Origin of the sequence: Lacticaseibacillus zeae subsp. silagei (assembly GCF_030770335.1) — a bacterium.
GTDB classification, from domain to species: Bacteria; Bacillota; Bacilli; order Lactobacillales; family Lactobacillaceae; genus Lacticaseibacillus; species Lacticaseibacillus zeae.
Genome location: NZ_CP132484.1, coordinates 785,625 through 801,462 on the forward strand (window position 1 = coordinate 785,625; position 15,838 = coordinate 801,462).

A 15,838-nucleotide genomic window follows, 5' to 3' on the forward strand; every position below is an offset into this window, starting at 1 on the left:
CAAGAATGTTAAAAAGGAGCTACCCACATGTTAAATCAAGCCATTGCCAATATGCTGATTGAAAATCGTCATCACTTTATGATTTCTGCAGATATGGTTGCAACGGTCTCCGAAGATAACCCATTGAGTCATGCGTTTCTTGTTCTTACCAAGGTGCGCTATGCGAAAATTCCGGTTTTGGATCACGACTCGAAGTTCAAAGGGCTCATTTCACTGCCGATGATTACCGAAACGATGTTGGGGCTGGACCATATCAGTTTTCAGTCGCTAGATACCATGACCGTCAAAGATGTCATGGAGACTGATGTGGCGACAATTAGTGACCCATATGACTTGGAGAACGTTTTACATTTGCTCGTCGACAACCCGTTCATTCCGGTCGTTCAGGACGGGTACTTCACCGGCATCGTGACCCGGCGTGAGGTGATGAAAGGCATCAACAATATTGGTCACAACATCGACAAGCATTTCCAACTGGAACCTTTAGCGTCAGTCGTTGAAAAAGAATCTTAGTCCCTTAAAAACCGGCATGCGGACAAATCTGTATGCTGGTTTTTTTTGTTGTCGACACTAGTCAGCGTCTGCGTTGGATTCCGGTTTATCTAGGAAGATGGTCGCTAAAACGCCGATGATGAGGCTAACAACAACAAAAAGTACGGGTACGACCATACCAGTAGCCGGCCAATAAGGTGCGATGCCAGTTTCGATCAGAATGACCACTGCTGCGGCAACAATACCGCATACAGCATAATAAACCTGGGTTTCGAAATGTTCGAGCAAATACGCCATCAATTTGGCAACCGCAATCAGACCGACAATGGCGCCAAGCATGAAGGGCAGCAGCAGCGCCACTGAGCCCACAGCCGCATTAAAAGCCGCCCAGTTACCAGAAGCAAATGCTCGGGCCGCATCACCTAGCTGGCTGACAGCATTATAGACGGTTCCATACTGATCAATAACCATCAGCATGACGGAGCCGGAAATACCAGGGATGGCCATTAACGATACAGCGAAGATGCCAGCAAAGGCCATCACACCAGCATCGCTAACACTGCTCAGACGCTGAATGGCAATGAGGTTCTCCGGCTGGGTCCCGCCAAGCTTGGCGAGTCCATAAATACCGGCAAATCCTCCAGCCACCAGTAAGAGGTACCACCAAGTGAAGGGCTTGAGCACCAATTTGCGATAAATAAACGGGCCGATGCCTAGCACTAACCCGATAAAGAAACCATAACTTGGCAGCGGCCAATGCGTGGTAACGACTAGGACGGCCTTTGTGGAAACCAAGATGCCAACGACGGCTCCTAAGCCAATCGGTGCCAAGAAACGCAAATTTTTCTTGGGGTTGGCGCGAAAGTGATTCACTGCTTGTAAGAGGCGGTCATACAGCCCGACAACAACGGCAAAAATACTGCCGGAAAGACCGGGAATGACAAGTGCAATGCCGATAATGGCACCTTTGATGAAATTTAGCATAACATCTCCTTATAAATGGATTTTGGCATGAGTATGGTTAAAAAGGCGTACTGTTTATGAGCCAGCCTGTAAATTTATCGGCGGCGTGGTCACATGAATGCCCGCAGAGTTTAGCGCCGCAATGTAAGCAGCGAGAAAAGTCCGTTGTAAGCTGAGTTGTTCACCATTTTCCGCGTAGAAGAGGACTTGGTAAGTAAACGTGCCATTTTGGTCCTCCGTCAGACCCAGAATATCCGGGCCTTCGGTGATGGTCGAGAATTTTGGAACCAGGTCGGTATTGACCTGTTCAATGGTTTTGCGGACCAAATTAAGATCGACAGTCGGTTCAAGCGGTAACTTGATGAGTACCTGCATGTTACTGCGGGAAAGGTTGCTGACGATTGTAATGTTGCGATTAGGGATGAAGTTAACCGTACCGTCATAACTCTTGACCACCGTGGTGCGTAGGCCAAGGCTCGTGACCGTTCCGGAAATTTTGCCTAATTTGACGATATCGCCAACGTCAAACTGCGCTTCCAATAGAATAAAGAAACCAGTCACAACGTCATTGACGAAACCTTGGGCACCAAAGCCGATTGCCAAGCCGGCCACGCCCGCACCGGCAAGTAATGTACCCACCGGAACTCCCAGCGTTGATAGGATCGCGTAAAAATAGAAGAAGAGCACAAAATAGAAAAAGAGATTGCGCGAAAGGGTATGGATGGTTTTGACGCGGGTACCTGATAAATGGGCGCGCCGTTGATAGCTTTTAAAAGCCCGATTGATGGCGAACTGGCCTAAACGATAAAGTGCAAGAAATAAAATCGAAAAGAATAGCAACGACAGAACCTTATCAATCAGGGTTCCGGCAATTTTATCCCAGTTGATGGTTTTAAAATACCGTAACCACACATTGGGTTGTTCAGTTACGGTCGTTGCCGTGAACATCATGCCTGTCACGTGACGACCTCCTCTTGGTGTTGGCTTTATTTTACCAGAACCGGGGCGGATCTGCTGGAGATTTGTCATGATGCGGATAAGTTTTTACTTTTGGTGGGAGAAGGGGTGGGTGAGGGTGGTAGGGAGTAAGTGTGGTAAGGTAATTCGGTTTCGGATGTTTTCGATAGCGCAGGGGGCGGCGTGTGAGGGCATTGGTTGCAATGGGCAGAGCCGGGCCATTGGAGGAATAAGCTTTGCGGGGCAATCCGGCCCGAAACGCGCTCGCAGGCCCAGAAATCTACACATAAGGACCTCGAACCTAAATGGCCAAAGCCTAGGTATTGGGGGAATAAATTTTGTAGGGCAATCCGGTTCCGAAACGCGATCCCCGGCGCAGAAGCCTGCGTGTAAGTACCTTGGGCGTGATGGCCAAAGAGGATAAGAATTGGAAGGCAATTCGGTTCCGAAACGCGTTTGCAGTCGCAGAAATCTACGTGTAAGGACCTCAAGCCTAAATGGCCAAAACCCAAGTGTTGCGGGGATAAGGATTGGAAGGCAATCCGGCTCCGAAACGCGCTCGCAGGCCCAGAAACCTACACATAAGGACCTCGAACCTAAATGGCCCAAACCCAGCCATTTAGGTTCGAGGCCACTTATGTGTAGGTTTCTAACCGGGCCTGCTCGCGCTCTTAAATCTTTTGCACCACTCTCCCCTCGATGTTATGATTGATGTAACCAACTGGTTTGAAATGGAGGGTGTTGCATGTCAGGTGGAGAGATTGCTTGGATCATTGCTGCGGTTGCTTTTTTGATTATTGCTTTGGCGATTGCCGTCATTGCGATTCGGGTTTCGGGTGTGACCAAGGAAGTTAAGGAAACGGTTGCCGAGACGAATAAGACGTTGAACACGGTCAACGGGGAGCTTGGCATTTTGACGAAGGAAATCGAAGGCCTTCTTGCCAAGAGCAATACCCTTCTTGAAGATGTAAATGGCAAGGTGGCGGCAGTTGATCCGGTCTTTACTGCAATTGGCGAACTTGGTGAAAGTGTTTCCGATCTGAACCAGTCAACGCGTAATCTGACCGAACGCGTTGCTCATGGTGCCAAGAACGGGGCCAAGGCGACGGTTGCGACACGTATGGGTGCCAAAGCATTTTCAATGTTGACCAAAAAGAAACATCATAATGAATAGCAGGGGGAATCATCATGGCTAAAAAAGGACATTTTTTGCTTGGATTTGTATTCGGAGCTGCCAGTGCCTTAGCAACGACTTATTTATTGACTCCGCAAACCAGTGACGAGTTAAAGCGACGGGTTAAGCATGCTTCCGCGAATTTAGCCGATCGTGCGGTTGATTACTATGATTACGCCAAAGAGGCTAGTGCGGATTGGAAGCAAAGCGCGACGGATTTTGTCGATGACTTGAAGGCGCGTGGGAATGATGCCGATGGGTCAGAAGCGTTGGCTAATTATGATGCTGCGACCGAGCAATTGCGCGATCAATTGAATACTGCAGCGGATACGGATACTTCAGCTGATTTTGATGACATTGTGCTGGACGGTAAGAGTGCGTTTGCCCAAGCCAAGGATGACGATGAAGGCAGTGAAACCCGCACCGATGAAGTGCCGGAACCGACCGAACCAAAGCCAGTTAGTGGGGCCGCCGCATCTGAGGCCAAACCGGCAAGTTCTGAATCTGAAGCCACCGATTAATCAGCACTAATAACCACAAGATTTTGAATATTAAAAATGGCGACAAACGAAAGACACCCCGACGTGAGCGCCTTTCGTTTGTCGCTTTTAGCATCGTAGCTGAATTTGTTTGAATCATTTTGATCATGAATGAGGGAGAATACTATGCTAAATAGCGAACGTCAGGCACACATCAAAGCTACTTTAAGTACTGCGGCTGAGCCACTCAGTGCGTCGAGTTTTGCACGGCGGTTTACCGTCAGTCGTCAGACCATTGTCGGCGATATTGCGCTTTTGCGGGCCCAAGGCGAGCCGATCATTGCGACGCCGCGTGGTTATACGTTGTCCCACCCTGCTGCCCATGAATTTTTGATTCCTTGCAAACACACGCCGGAGCAAACGGAACAGGAGCTGCAGCTGATCCTCGACAACGGCGGGTGGATTGAAGATGTTTTGGTCGAGCATCCGTTATATGGTCAGTTACGCGGCCAGCTAAATATTCGCACCGTTGCCGATATGAAGCTGTTTTTGAGTCGCCTAGCGCGTTATCAAGGCCGCTTGCTGTCCGAGTTAACCGGTGGCATTCATTTGCACACGATTAGCGTTAAAAATGAACGGAATATCGCCAAAATTAAAGAAGCACTGCGCAAGGCCGGCATTTTATATGAACAGTCGGAAGCAGACTAGACAATTTCGGTGGTAGAGGCAAAAACAGCAGCAGTCAACAACATAAAAATGGTCCCGAGAAGGCAGCGTCTACCTCTTTGGGACCATTTTTGATATTAGCGCCCTGTTCATCTTTTTCCGACGAGTAACTCGGCGTTATCAACCATTAATGACAGTGAATTCCTTTGATGTGTGGGTAAAAGGTTCGCAGCCGGTTTCCGTGACGTGGACACAGTCTTCGATCCGAACACCAGCGACACCAGGAACGTAAATACCGGGTTCAATCGAGAAGCACATGCCTGGCTGTAGAATCATATCGTTGCCTTCCATGATGGATGGGAACTCATGGGTGGACATGCCGATACCATGACCCAAACGGTGATTAAAGTACTCGCCGTAACCCGCTTTGGTAATAATGTCGCGGGCAATTTTGTCGAGTTCAGATGCTTTTAATCCCGGCTTAACGGCATCCATGGCAGTCAGGTTCGCTTCTAAACAAATATCAAAAATTTCACGCGGCTTACCGGTAACCTGGCCAAAAGCGACGGTACGGGTGGCGTCGGACATGTACCCATGGTTGTCAGTACCAAGATCAAACAAAACCAGTTCGTTTGGCGCGAGTTTCGTCCCCATCGGTTCGCCATGCGGATTGGCCGCATCTACGCCAGCTTGGACGATGGTGCCGAAACTCATGTGCATGACGCCTTCCTTCATCATGGCATAGTCAATCTCGGCAGCGACTTCCTGTTCGGTGGCACCGGCTTTAATCGCTTTGAACCCGGCTTGGAACGCGCGGTCAGCTTGAGCACCGGCGATTTCCATTTGTTTAATTTCAGCTGGTGTTTTGATTAACCGTTGCTTTTCAATGAAACGGGAAGCATCAATCGGAAAAGTCGCATCAGGAAACTGCTTCATGATGGCTTCAAATTTGAAGACAGCGAGGTTATCCTTTTCGATCGCCCACTTGGTTGGATTAGGGTTCACGGCCTTAATATGGGTCGCCATAACGGCAAACGGATCCTCGTGATCAAGATAGCCAAACACCTGATAAGGCCAGCCGGCTTTTTTAACTTCCTCAATGGTTAATTGCGGGGTAAACAGGAAAGGATCCTTGTCCGGGGTGACGATTAAGGCGGTGATCCGTTCTTCGGGATCTTGGAAGAAGCCCGTGTAATAATTGATATTGACTGGGTCACTGATATAGGCAAGGTCAAGGCCTTCTTCGCCGACCCAGGTTTGTAATGCTGCTAAATGCTCGTTCATCGTGGTCCTCCTCAAAAGGGCACAGCACAAAATATCATGCAAAGCGAATCTTTTACCGCATTTTGTGATGCACCGTGATATTAACGCGCCAATTGCTCAGGCACTGAAAATGACCCGCACAATAAGGGGACCAATCTCAATGCCTGATGCAACTTTCCTTACCAGTATATCACGAGCCTTGAGAGACACTTTCTGAAAAGCCCGTTTGTGAAAATTTCATGGAAAATTCAGTAAAACGCTTGCATTGCCTTTCTCATTCTGCTATTTTGGAATGTAAATAGATGTTTCGTGATTTTCATACTCACGACTAAGGAGAAAATAAAGTGGAAAAACAAACAATAACAATTTATGATGTTGCCCGCGAGGCAAATGTATCGATGGCGACGGTGTCCCGAGTGGTTAATGGTAACCCGAATGTGAAGCCGGCTACCCGCAAGAAAGTTCTAGAGGTTATCGAACGCCTCGACTACCGGCCGAATGCGGTGGCGCGCGGCTTGGCCAGCAAGAAAACGACAACTGTCGGCGTGATTATTCCCGACGTCACGAACATGTTCTTCTCAAGCCTGGCCCGCGGGATTGATGATGTTGCAACCATGTACAAATACAACATTATTTTGGCGAACTCGGATGAAAATAACCAAAAGGAAGTTTCCGTACTTAACACCTTGTTAGCCAAGCAGGTTGACGGGTTGATTTTCATGGGTCATGAATTGACCGATTCGATTCGCGCTGAATTTTCCCGGAGCAAAACGCCGGTTGTACTGGCTGGTTCGATTGATCCAGATGAACAGGTTGGCAGTGTCAATATTGACTACGTGGCCGCGGTTGAAGAAGCGACGCACCAATTACTGGAGAGCGGTAATAAGCGGGTGGCATTGGCGACCGGCTCGCTCACCCATCCGATTAACGGCCAGTTCCGCCTCAAGGGCTATAAACAGGCACTTGAGAAAGCCGGTGTTGCCTATGACGAAAGCCTGATTTTTGAAAATGAGCCAAGTTATCAGGCAGGGTTGGCATTGTTTGGTAAGCTGCAGAAAGTCGGCGCAACGGCTGTCATTGCCGGCGATGATGAACTGGCAGTCGGCATTTTGGATGGCGCACTGGACAAGGGCGTGAAGGTGCCGGATGATTTTGAAATCATTACCAGCAACAACACCAAGTTAACCGAAATGACCCGGCCACAACTGACATCAATTGATCAGCCGCTTTATGACATTGGCGCGGTGGCAATGCGGTTGCTGACAAAGATGATGAACAAAGAAGAGATCGAAGAAAAAACCGTGATGTTAGGTTTCGATATTTTGAAACGCGGCTCAACCAAATAAAGGTGTTGAGCGAAATCAGCTTTGGCACCTCATGAGCAATAAAAAATCGGTTCTAAAGACAGATGATGTGTGTCTTTAGAACCGATTTTTGCGTTACTGGATTGATTTGGCTTTCAAGATGAAGTATGAACTTACTGACCGCTGCCAGTTGTAGCAGGTGTGGTTTGCTGATTATTGGTCGTTGTGCCACCAGTTGTGTTACCGCCAGTTGTTGTCGTGCCAGTGCCGGTTGTTTCGCCGCCAGTGCCAGTTGCACCGTTTGTCCCGCCAGTTCCCGTTGTTTGCGGTTCACTTGGCTGGTTTTCGGAGGTTCCTTGCTGGTTTTTCTGGCTGGAAGGCACCGTGACGCTAGGCGTTTGGCTGCTTTCAGTTGTGGCCGGTGCCGTGGTTTCAGGCGTGATCGGTGTTTCCTGATGCTCTTTTTTGGCTTCGGTCGAGCGACCATTAGCGTCAGAAACCTGGCCATAGCCATTACTTTTACCGTTGAGATGGTCATAGAACAATTGATAATTGTCTTTGCTGCCACCGATGCCAAATTCGGCTTTCGCAGTTGGCTCCCAATCATTGTAGAGGCTGGTAACGGTTGATCCGCCTGTATGGTAAGTCCGCCCGTTAAAAGTTAAAGTGCCAGCCGGTTGTCCGGTTTGTTTATCGACAGTGACGGACTTGACGGTACTTGGTCGGGCTAGCTTTTTGTCAACTTTAAATTGCTTAGGGATGGTGTGATAAACCGCATTGGCTAATTTCGACCAGTAAGCTTCGTTGGTCATGGAGCTATTTTCATCAAGCGTGTAGTTGGTACCGTTGCTGTTGTCATAACCCATCCAACTGGCAATGGTGACACCCGGCGTTGAACCGATAAACCAAATATCGCGGAAATCGTTGCTGGTACCGGTTTTCCCGATCAGGTTGTCCGTATTGAAGCGCAGCTGATAGTTCAGGCTCTCGGCCGTTCCTGATTCAACCACGTTTTTCAACATTTGATTCATGATGTAGTTCGTACCTTTGGAGAAAACCTTGGTCTTTTTAACCTGATGCCGGTAGACCGCGTGTCCTGAAGGGTCAACGATTTCAGAAATGACATAAGCCGGAACGTGTTCGCCTTCATTAGCAAAAGTGGAGAAAGCGCTGGCTTGTTCCTTGACGTCGACCCCATAGTCGGTACCGCCTAAGGCAAGGCCTAGCTGGCTGTAATCGTTATCGGTAAGGGTATCGATGCCCATTTTTTCCATGTAGCTTTTGACATTGACGTTCGGCTTGATGTGTTTATACAGATTAACTGCCGGAATGTTGTAGGACTGGGCAAGGGCTTCGGTGGCAGGGATGAACCGATTTTGAATCTGGTCGCCGTAATCGGTCACACTGTAATTGTTGCCAAGGTTGGTTTTGAAGTCAGCCAAAGCCGTCTGCGAACCGATGACTTTTTGATCGATCGCTGGTGCATACACCAAAAGCGGCTTAATCGTGGAGCCGGGAGAACGTAAGGTGTAAATGTGATTGAGTTCACCTGAGACCCCGCCAACGAAACCGAGAACAGCGCCGGTTTGGTTGTCCAACACGACAGAGCCGTTTTGAACCGGATGCTTAACGGTTTCGGTTTCGCCGGTTTTAGGATTGATCTGAGTGCTGGTGTAGGTTTGACCGAATGTATTTCGCGTGGCGCGCATCACAAATTGCATCCGATCGTACACGTCTTTGTTGATGGTACTTTTGATTTGGTAATTTTTGGAAGCGAAAAGATCGCCTGCTTGCCTCAAATAGTCGTTGTTTAAGGCATTGTCTTTGGCAAGGTCGGCAGCAGAGTGACCATCATTTTGGGCTAATTTCTCAGCTAATAATGATTTAGCTTCACTGAGCACCATGTTGTAGACATACCCATACTCATTGTCATCCTGTTCGGCATTTTCCGGCTTGAGGAACGCGCCTTTTAGATCGAATGACTTGGCTGCAACATACTGCTTGTGACTGATGACGCCAGCTCGATACATCCGAAACAGCACGGTCTGTTGCCGATTAATGCCAGATTTAAGGCTGGCTTTTAGTTGACCGTTGGCAGTATACGGTGTGTAAACAAACGGACTCTGCGGCAAGCCAGCAATAAAGGCGGCTTCCGGCAGGTTCACCTGACTTGCAGAGACGCCAAAAAGTCCTTGCGCAGCCGCTTCAACGCCGGCAATGTTTTGCCCCTTGTTGTTCCGACCCAGCGTGGCAACATTCAGATAAGTTTCCAGGATTTCGTTCTTGCTGAAATGATTGTTTAGGCGCCGCGCCAACATGATCTCCGCGGCTTTACGTTTGAAGGTTGTCTCTGAGTTCAAAAACATCATTTTGACAACCTGCTGCGTTAAAGTCGAGCCGCCAGTTTGGTTACCCATGCCGGTTAAATCGGAAAACAAAGCTCGAATCACCGCCTTGGGCACAACCCCGTCATGACGGTAAAAGTCCTCGTCTTCAGTGGCAATGATCGCCTTGGTCAGCCATGGCGACATATCGTTAAGGCTGACTTTTGTGGAATACAAGTCGCTTTTGACGTCACTGAGCTTGACGTTATGTGCAAAATACATACTGGAAGTGCGGCTGGTGTTGGATAGCGTTGCCTTCATCGCTGCTTCGGTCGGAATCGGCGTTGCATCGATAATCGACACAAAATAGCCGCCAAATAAGCCGAGCCCGAAAACAGCCGCAATGCCTAAAACGCCTAATAAGTAATAGACAATACTTTTGATACTTTGAAGCGTGACATTACCGTAAAAAACAATGGCAGTCTTACCCGTTAAATGTTTGGAATCAGCTTTGGAATCAGGACGCCGCGTCACGAATGCCGTGAACCAGCGGCGAAATCGAGTCCCAAGCGTCTTGACCCGATCGACGAACTTTTTCAAGTGCTTGTCCCACCTTAAATTTTGGTCTAATACTCCTTAGTATACCGTAAAAATAAAGCGGATTCTAATACTGTTGGCAAGAGCGTGAGCGTGGCCGGTTAGAAACCGGAGCATAAGTGGCCTTGGGCGTGATGGCCGGTCTTTGGCCATTGCGACCAAGGTCCTTATGTGCAGGTTTCTGGCCACGCAAACGCGTTTAGGCAGAGCGTGAGCCGGCGCGGTTAGAAGTCGGAGTATAAGTGGCCTTGGGCGTGATGGCCCGGGCTTAGGCCATCGCGACCAAGGTCCTTATACGCAGACTTCTGCGCCAGAGAATGCGTTTGTGGAAAGCGCCAGTTTCTGTTTGCGAGAACGCACTTCAAAACCAACTTGTCTGTTTGTCCTCACCATTCATAAGTTCAAGCGGCTTCACTTGCGACCCGCGTTGTGTTGTGCAAGACTGATAACTATATAAAATAAGCGAGCGAGAACAGGAGTCAGTTATGTACCGAGTTATTTTGTTTGATGTAGACGATACCTTGTTGGATTTTAAAGCAGGGGAACTAAAAAGCCTGGCTAAGATGTTTGCCAGGCTTAAATTACCATATACGCCGCGGATTGAGGCAAGTTATTTGAAAATCAATGCTGATCTGTGGCGTGATTATGAAGCGGGACGCATCACACGACCGGAACTGTTTGACGTGCGATTCGCCAAGCTATTTCGCCATCACCATTTGAACGCCGATCCGCATTTGGCTGAACGGACGTATCACCATTTTCTGGATCAGGAGGCGATTTTGCTGCCGCGCGTGACGGAAACCCTGGATGCCTTAAAAGATTATCGATTGTTTATCGTCAGTAACGGCATTGAGCCGGTCCAGCGTGAGCGCCTGGCGACCAGTGGTTTAATTGATTATTTTGAGGACATCTTTGTTTCCGATAGTGTCGGGAGTCCGAAGCCGACCGTGGCGTTTTTTGATTATGTTGCCAAGCGAATTCCCCGGTTCAATCGGCACGAAACATTGATTATGGGTGATTCGTTGACGTCGGACATTCAAGGCGGCATCAACGGCAAGATTGATTCAATCTGGTTCAATCCGCATTTTCAACCTAATCGCGAGCAGATAACGCCGACTTATCAGCTGAATGAATTCAGTGATTTGACGAAATTACTGCTGGCAAACTAGACGATGTGTGGCTTAATCGACTAAGCGAATGGTGCCAGTTGTGACGACCATTGTTCCTTGGGCCGTTTTTAACAGCAAGGCACCATTGTCATCGAACCCGCTGATGATTCCGGTCAGCGGGTTTTGTGTGCTGCTAACCGTGATTTGCCGACCGATCCAGGCAGCCTTCGTGCGATAAATCGGCATAATGGTGTCAGGATTTGCAAACAACCGCATGAGATTCGTCAAGAAACGGCCGGCAAGCTCCGGACGCGGATCGGTGCTAGGCTTTTCATCAAGAAGGGTGGTAATCGGCTGATCGGTTGGTAAAGGCGCTGTCGGGGTTGGGAAGATGTCAACGCCGACGCCAAGCACCACAGCATTTTGTTCGAGCAATGCTTCTGCCAAAATACCGGCAACCTTTTGGCCGTTTTTTTGCAAGTCGTTGACCCATTTAATGGCGGTGGCAATACCAAATTGGGTTTCAATGGCTTGCTGCAAAGCGACACCTGCAGCTGGCGTGATTAAGGCACGGCTGATTTGCGGGTGGAAGGCGTAACTCAGATAGAGACCGGCATCGGCCGGACTGGCAAAGGGTTTGCCATGGCGTCCGACACCGGCAGTTTGTTCACCGGCAATTAGAATTTGCGGCAACGTTGCTCCGTTTTGAACCGTTTGTTTTAAAACCGTATTGGTCGAGGTTACCGTTGCTTGCGTGGCCACTGCTGCGCGCAGGTGCGGATCATCCAACCATGGATTTAAGCTATTAGGCGTCAACATAAAAAAACTTCCTTTCTGCATCAATCGCAAGTACGCCAGAAGTCCGGGAACAGACTTCTGGCGTACTTGTGTCATCATTCATTTAAAAAAAGCGGCAAGATCGGCTGGTAATCAGAAAAACGGCGATCTTTTTAACCGACAGGCATTTGACTTATTTGACTAAGCGGCTGATTGCGTCGGCGTAAATGGCTACCGCTGTGATGATATCTTTAATTGGCATGTACTCATTAGCCTGATGCATGACATTTTCCTGTCCCGGCATCTGGGCTCCGAAAGCGACACCCCGTTTGATGATTCGGCCATAGGTACCGCCACCGATGACTTGTTCGTGACCGGCAATACCAGTGTGGTCAGTGAAAGTTTGCAATAGGGTTTTAACCAGCGGATCGTCACCAGGAACGTAATGCGGTTCCTGGGCATGACCACTCAAGGATACGTCGAATTGGTCGGCACCGACCGCGCTTTCAATTTGATCACGGATTTTATCAGCATCGGTGCCTTGCGGATAACGGACATTAACCAACACACTTTGTTCGCCATCCTGGGTAAACGTGAAGATATCCGGGCTAGCAGTTAACTCGCCCATTAGTTTGTCCGTGTAGTTGATACCTAAGTGGTGGCCGCGTGAATCTAAATGCAGGTATTTGGCGATCATGGTCAGATACGCTTTGCCTGCCGGATCAAAAGGCAAATCAGCTAGCAAGCTTGCCAGATAAGTGGCGGCATTCTTGCCATCCTTTGGTTCCTGGGCATGTGCACCTTTACCTACGATTTCAATCGTTGTAGGATTACCCAACGTCAAGGTGAGTTTGACACCTTGCTGATCGGCCCAGTCGTTGACTTGAGTCGCAAAGCTTTCAGGCAAGTCGCCGGTAATGGTTGCTTTTGCTTCTTGCGGAACCATATTTGGTCGAATACCCGCCGAAAATTCATTCAAAGTCAGTTGGGCTTCTGCTGCAGCAACCGGTTTTTGCACGATTTTGAAGCTGGCAATGCCTTTTTCACCGTTGATAATTGGAAATTCGGCATCAGGAGAAAAGCCAAAATCCGGTGCCGGTTCGCTTTCGAGATACCGATGCATGCCAACCCAATCGGATTCTTCATCGGTTCCAAGGATAAAGTGAATCTTTTTATTGATCGGCAGGCCCAGATCGCGGACGAGTTTCAATGCATAGTAAGCAGCAATGCTCGGTCCTTTGTCATCGCTGGTGCCACGACCGTAAATCTTACCATCGCGAATCACCGGGTCAAATGGATCGGTTTGCCAACCGGGTCCGGCGGGAACAACATCGACATGCCCAAATAGTCCTAAAGTTTCAGGACCGCTGCCTAACTCGATCCGACCGGCAACATGGTCCACATTGAGCGTCTTAAAACCATCCCGCTCGGCAATTGCCAAGAAGGCATCCAACGCTTTTGCCGGACCGGGTCCAAGGGGATATTCTGCGGTTTTGTGCGCGGTATCGCGCTCGGAGTTGATCTTCAACAGTGTCGTGAGATCAGAAAGAAGCTGGGGTTCTAATTTTTCTGCTTCCTGCTGCCAATTAATTGCCATGAGGTTAACCTACTTTCTTTCTATCGTTGTCTTTAGAATAGCATGTTTGTTCCACGGAAACGACTGAATCATTCGGAGAAAATGGAAAAGTGGTCAAGATCCGGTGAAAAGCTTGTCATGACGCGATTGTAAGCACACCCATGTCGTAACCCTTCTCAACCGATTTCAGTGACCCGAGCATTAAGCAAGGGGGTGTCAAATGCCGAATTGCCTAATGCCCAGTGGATGAGCGGCTTTTCTTTTAAGGGAATGCTGCGATAGAGCATGAGCCAGGTTGCCATGTTTTCGGCAGATGGCAACACTTGCACATCTTTGGCTTTTAACCAGCCTGCTTTGGTTTTTAAGTAGAGCCGGCTATTTTCGTAGCGTGCGGCCAGAACCCGGGCGCGCGTGTTGTCAGCAACATGCCCAGTAACATTTTGCTGATGCAGCGGGTTGGCATAAATCGGGGCATGGAAGCCGCGACTAGTGACGACGATTTTTTGGTGGAGAAACAGGCTGGCCCAGCCAGCTTGGGGTGCGAGGTTGATCGTTGTAGCTGGCACGAACGCGTTATCGCCGATTTGATAATACGTGTTGCCGGCAATGGTGACCATTGCAGAAATCGCAATTGGGGTTTGCGGTGCTAACTGTTCAGGACGTAACAGCGGTTGATAAGGGTTTTCGTAAACCGGAAGCGCCGAGACACTGGAGTTAGCGCCAAGATCGTTGATACTGGTGGTAACGGAAGCGGCTTTCAGCGCCTGAAATTCATGTCCAAGACTCGTATAGTTGGTCACGACACCATCAATGTTGAGGTTAACCAGCCAAGTCCACCGATCACGATCCTCGTTCATCTCATCCCAGACGTACACTTTTTTGCCAAGGTCATGCAGCTGATTGACCAGCTGCGGCGTCACCAGATCCGAACTTAAATTAATGCCGTCTACATAAGTCAACACATCAAAATTGATCCGTTTAAGCGAACCAACAATTAAAATCCGCGGCACAGAAGGCAAATCCGCCTGCAAGCGCTTGAGACTGGCAGCCGAAAATGAATGGAACATGACGCGGTTTTCCATGTGATACTGTTTAATCAAAGCTGTAATTTTGTCTTCAAGGTGGGGATGCGGTTCGCCTTTAACGATTTTGGTTTCAATCAAGAATTTATGGTTTGTCTGTTGCTCGTGGGCGAAAAGCTCCTCGAGGCTGTGAACCGGTTCGCCATTTTTGGTATGATATTGCTGAAGTTGCGCAAAAGTGCTCTTGGCAATGGTCAGATTGGCGCCGGTCATCCGCTGAATGGTTGAATCATGTTGAATCACGACCACGCCATCAGCACTTTCATGTACATCGAGTTCAACATAGTCAGCGCCGTTGTTAAAAGCACTATCGAAACTTTGAAAAGTTTCTTCCGGATAGTTCAGCGGATCGCCACGGTGGCCAACCAGCGTAAACCCTGAAAGCAGAAGAAATAATGGCAGCAGCAAAACTGCCACAGTGAATCGTTTGCCCATACAGGCTGCTCCTTTCCAGAAAAAAACATCATACCATAAACAATAGCATAGTGAGCGCGAACTGGCGCGTTTAAACGCGTTAGGATAGACGTGTCGTAACATAAGTTGACAAATAAGGAGTGTTAATCTTGGCAGAAAAATATCAGGTTTTTGATTTGATTCAGGAAATTACCCGACTTGACGGAAGCCGCTATTTTGAACTGGGGAATGTCATGTTGAATGGCCGCGCGGAAAAAGCAGCTATGAAGGGCTTTATCAAGCGGGTGCGGATTGTTCAGCTGAACATTGCCCACTCAACCGCTGTGGCAACTTATGAGAAGTATATCAACGAGCATTATGAATTTCCGCCGGCTGATTTAACCAGTTGGGAAGAATGGGACAAACCGGAAGGCCCCATTCGCGATGCTTATCATGAGATTCTCCGGCAAAATCATGTCGGGTAAAATATGACGATGAGGGTTTCTGCCGGCTCGGCACTCAAGAGATAGATTTTAATAAAAACCTCAATTTTTTGAATAATTTCCGTGATTATCGCATAACCGGGCTTGTCAGCGTGACAATTTCCGCGGATAGGTCGGACACGCGCTTTGCGTCACATTGACGCTACTTATATAATGTAAGGCATATGAAAGCGAGGGAT

The 15,838-nt window shown here is 48.6% G+C and carries 14 protein-coding genes; 7 read left to right on the top strand and 7 right to left on the bottom strand.

The window, feature by feature from the left end; translation table 11 throughout:
- The first annotated feature begins 27 nt into the window (after positions 1-27).
- Entirely contained in the window at positions 28-513 is a 486-nt protein-coding gene (gene cbpB / locus LACZS1_RS03700) for a cyclic-di-AMP-binding protein CbpB (protein ID WP_010493780.1), read from the top strand.
- A gap of 57 nt (positions 514-570) precedes the next feature.
- Here the strand turns inward: cbpB and LACZS1_RS03705 are convergent, their stop codons facing one another.
- Positions 571-1,476 (bottom strand): DUF368 domain-containing protein, encoded by a 906-nt coding sequence (locus LACZS1_RS03705; RefSeq protein ID WP_070650575.1) that lies wholly within the window; start codon positions 1,474-1,476, stop codon positions 571-573.
- 54 nt (positions 1,477-1,530) lie between these two features.
- Positions 1,531-2,406 carry a mechanosensitive ion channel family protein gene (locus LACZS1_RS03710; protein ID WP_029345629.1) on the bottom strand — a complete coding sequence of 292 codons (876 nt, stop codon included), beginning with the start codon at positions 2,404-2,406 and terminating at the stop codon, positions 1,531-1,533.
- Positions 2,407-3,157: 751 nt separating this feature from the next.
- Between LACZS1_RS03710 and LACZS1_RS03715 the strand changes: the two genes are divergently transcribed.
- The 3 genes from LACZS1_RS03715 to LACZS1_RS03725 all read left to right on the top strand — a co-directional run bounded on the left by LACZS1_RS03715 (position 3,158) and on the right by LACZS1_RS03725 (position 4,773).
- Positions 3,158-3,586, top strand: coding sequence for a DUF948 domain-containing protein (locus LACZS1_RS03715; RefSeq protein ID WP_070650577.1), 429 nt, complete (start codon positions 3,158-3,160; stop codon positions 3,584-3,586).
- Positions 3,587-3,600: 14 nt separating this feature from the next.
- Positions 3,601-4,107 (top strand): YtxH domain-containing protein, encoded by a 507-nt coding sequence (locus tag LACZS1_RS03720; RefSeq protein WP_010493791.1) that lies wholly within the window; start codon positions 3,601-3,603, stop codon positions 4,105-4,107.
- A 144-nt stretch (positions 4,108-4,251) separates the two neighbouring features.
- A complete protein-coding gene (locus LACZS1_RS03725; protein WP_010493793.1) occupies positions 4,252-4,773 on the top strand; it encodes a transcription repressor NadR in 522 nt (173 codons plus the stop codon).
- Between the two features lie 138 nt (positions 4,774-4,911).
- Here LACZS1_RS03725 and LACZS1_RS03730 read toward each other — a convergent pair whose 3' ends face one another.
- A complete protein-coding gene (locus LACZS1_RS03730; protein WP_070650578.1) occupies positions 4,912-6,015 on the bottom strand; it encodes a M24 family metallopeptidase in 1,104 nt (367 codons plus the stop codon).
- 323 nt (positions 6,016-6,338) lie between these two features.
- Here LACZS1_RS03730 and ccpA point away from each other — a divergent pair, with 323 nt between their 5' ends.
- Positions 6,339-7,340 (top strand): catabolite control protein A, encoded by a 1,002-nt coding sequence (gene ccpA, locus LACZS1_RS03735; RefSeq protein ID WP_010493797.1) that lies wholly within the window; start codon positions 6,339-6,341, stop codon positions 7,338-7,340.
- A 131-nt stretch (positions 7,341-7,471) separates the two neighbouring features.
- On the opposite strand, the gene LACZS1_RS03740 is transcribed toward ccpA, so the two are convergent.
- Positions 7,472-10,222 (bottom strand): transglycosylase domain-containing protein, encoded by a 2,751-nt coding sequence (locus LACZS1_RS03740; protein WP_070650579.1) that lies wholly within the window; start codon positions 10,220-10,222, stop codon positions 7,472-7,474.
- A 482-nt stretch (positions 10,223-10,704) separates the two neighbouring features.
- Here LACZS1_RS03740 and LACZS1_RS03745 point away from each other — a divergent pair, with 482 nt between their 5' ends.
- Positions 10,705-11,388, top strand: coding sequence for a YjjG family noncanonical pyrimidine nucleotidase (locus LACZS1_RS03745; protein WP_010493799.1), 684 nt, complete (start codon positions 10,705-10,707; stop codon positions 11,386-11,388).
- Between the two features lie 12 nt (positions 11,389-11,400).
- On the opposite strand, the gene LACZS1_RS03750 is transcribed toward LACZS1_RS03745, so the two are convergent.
- The 3 genes from LACZS1_RS03750 to LACZS1_RS03760 all read right to left on the bottom strand — a co-directional run bounded on the left by LACZS1_RS03750 (position 11,401) and on the right by LACZS1_RS03760 (position 15,198).
- Positions 11,401-12,147, bottom strand: a complete 747-nt coding sequence (locus LACZS1_RS03750; protein ID WP_070650580.1) for a biotin--[acetyl-CoA-carboxylase] ligase — start codon at positions 12,145-12,147, stop codon at positions 11,401-11,403.
- A 151-nt stretch (positions 12,148-12,298) separates the two neighbouring features.
- A complete protein-coding gene (gene pepV / locus LACZS1_RS03755) occupies positions 12,299-13,702 on the bottom strand; it encodes a dipeptidase PepV (protein ID WP_093997928.1) in 1,404 nt (467 codons plus the stop codon).
- Positions 13,703-13,857: 155 nt separating this feature from the next.
- Positions 13,858-15,198 carry a glycerophosphodiester phosphodiesterase gene (locus LACZS1_RS03760; protein ID WP_047107417.1) on the bottom strand — a complete coding sequence of 447 codons (1,341 nt, stop codon included), beginning with the start codon at positions 15,196-15,198 and terminating at the stop codon, positions 13,858-13,860.
- 128 nt (positions 15,199-15,326) lie between these two features.
- Here LACZS1_RS03760 and LACZS1_RS03765 point away from each other — a divergent pair, with 128 nt between their 5' ends.
- Complete coding sequence (locus LACZS1_RS03765) at positions 15,327-15,641, top strand: hypothetical protein (protein WP_070650582.1); 315 nt, start codon at positions 15,327-15,329, stop codon at positions 15,639-15,641.
- Positions 15,642-15,838 lie beyond the last annotated feature (197 nt).

Coding starts and splice junctions, on each gene's coding strand:
- LACZS1_RS03745 (WP_010493799.1), top strand. CDS start 10,705: ATGTACCGAGTTATTTTGTTTGATGTAGACGATACCTTGTTGGATTTT.
- LACZS1_RS03750 (WP_070650580.1), bottom strand. CDS start 12,147: ATGTTGACGCCTAATAGCTTAAATCCATGGTTGGATGATCCGCACCTG.
- cbpB (WP_010493780.1), top strand. CDS start 28: ATGTTAAATCAAGCCATTGCCAATATGCTGATTGAAAATCGTCATCAC.
- LACZS1_RS03730 (WP_070650578.1), bottom strand. CDS start 6,015: ATGAACGAGCATTTAGCAGCATTACAAACCTGGGTCGGCGAAGAAGGC.
- pepV (WP_093997928.1), bottom strand. CDS start 13,702: ATGGCAATTAATTGGCAGCAGGAAGCAGAAAAATTAGAACCCCAGCTT.
- LACZS1_RS03725 (WP_010493793.1), top strand. CDS start 4,252: ATGCTAAATAGCGAACGTCAGGCACACATCAAAGCTACTTTAAGTACT.
- LACZS1_RS03705 (WP_070650575.1), bottom strand. CDS start 1,476: ATGCTAAATTTCATCAAAGGTGCCATTATCGGCATTGCACTTGTCATT.
- LACZS1_RS03720 (WP_010493791.1), top strand. CDS start 3,601: ATGGCTAAAAAAGGACATTTTTTGCTTGGATTTGTATTCGGAGCTGCC.
- LACZS1_RS03710 (WP_029345629.1), bottom strand. CDS start 2,406: ATGATGTTCACGGCAACGACCGTAACTGAACAACCCAATGTGTGGTTA.
- LACZS1_RS03760 (WP_047107417.1), bottom strand. CDS start 15,198: ATGGGCAAACGATTCACTGTGGCAGTTTTGCTGCTGCCATTATTTCTT.
- LACZS1_RS03715 (WP_070650577.1), top strand. CDS start 3,158: ATGTCAGGTGGAGAGATTGCTTGGATCATTGCTGCGGTTGCTTTTTTG.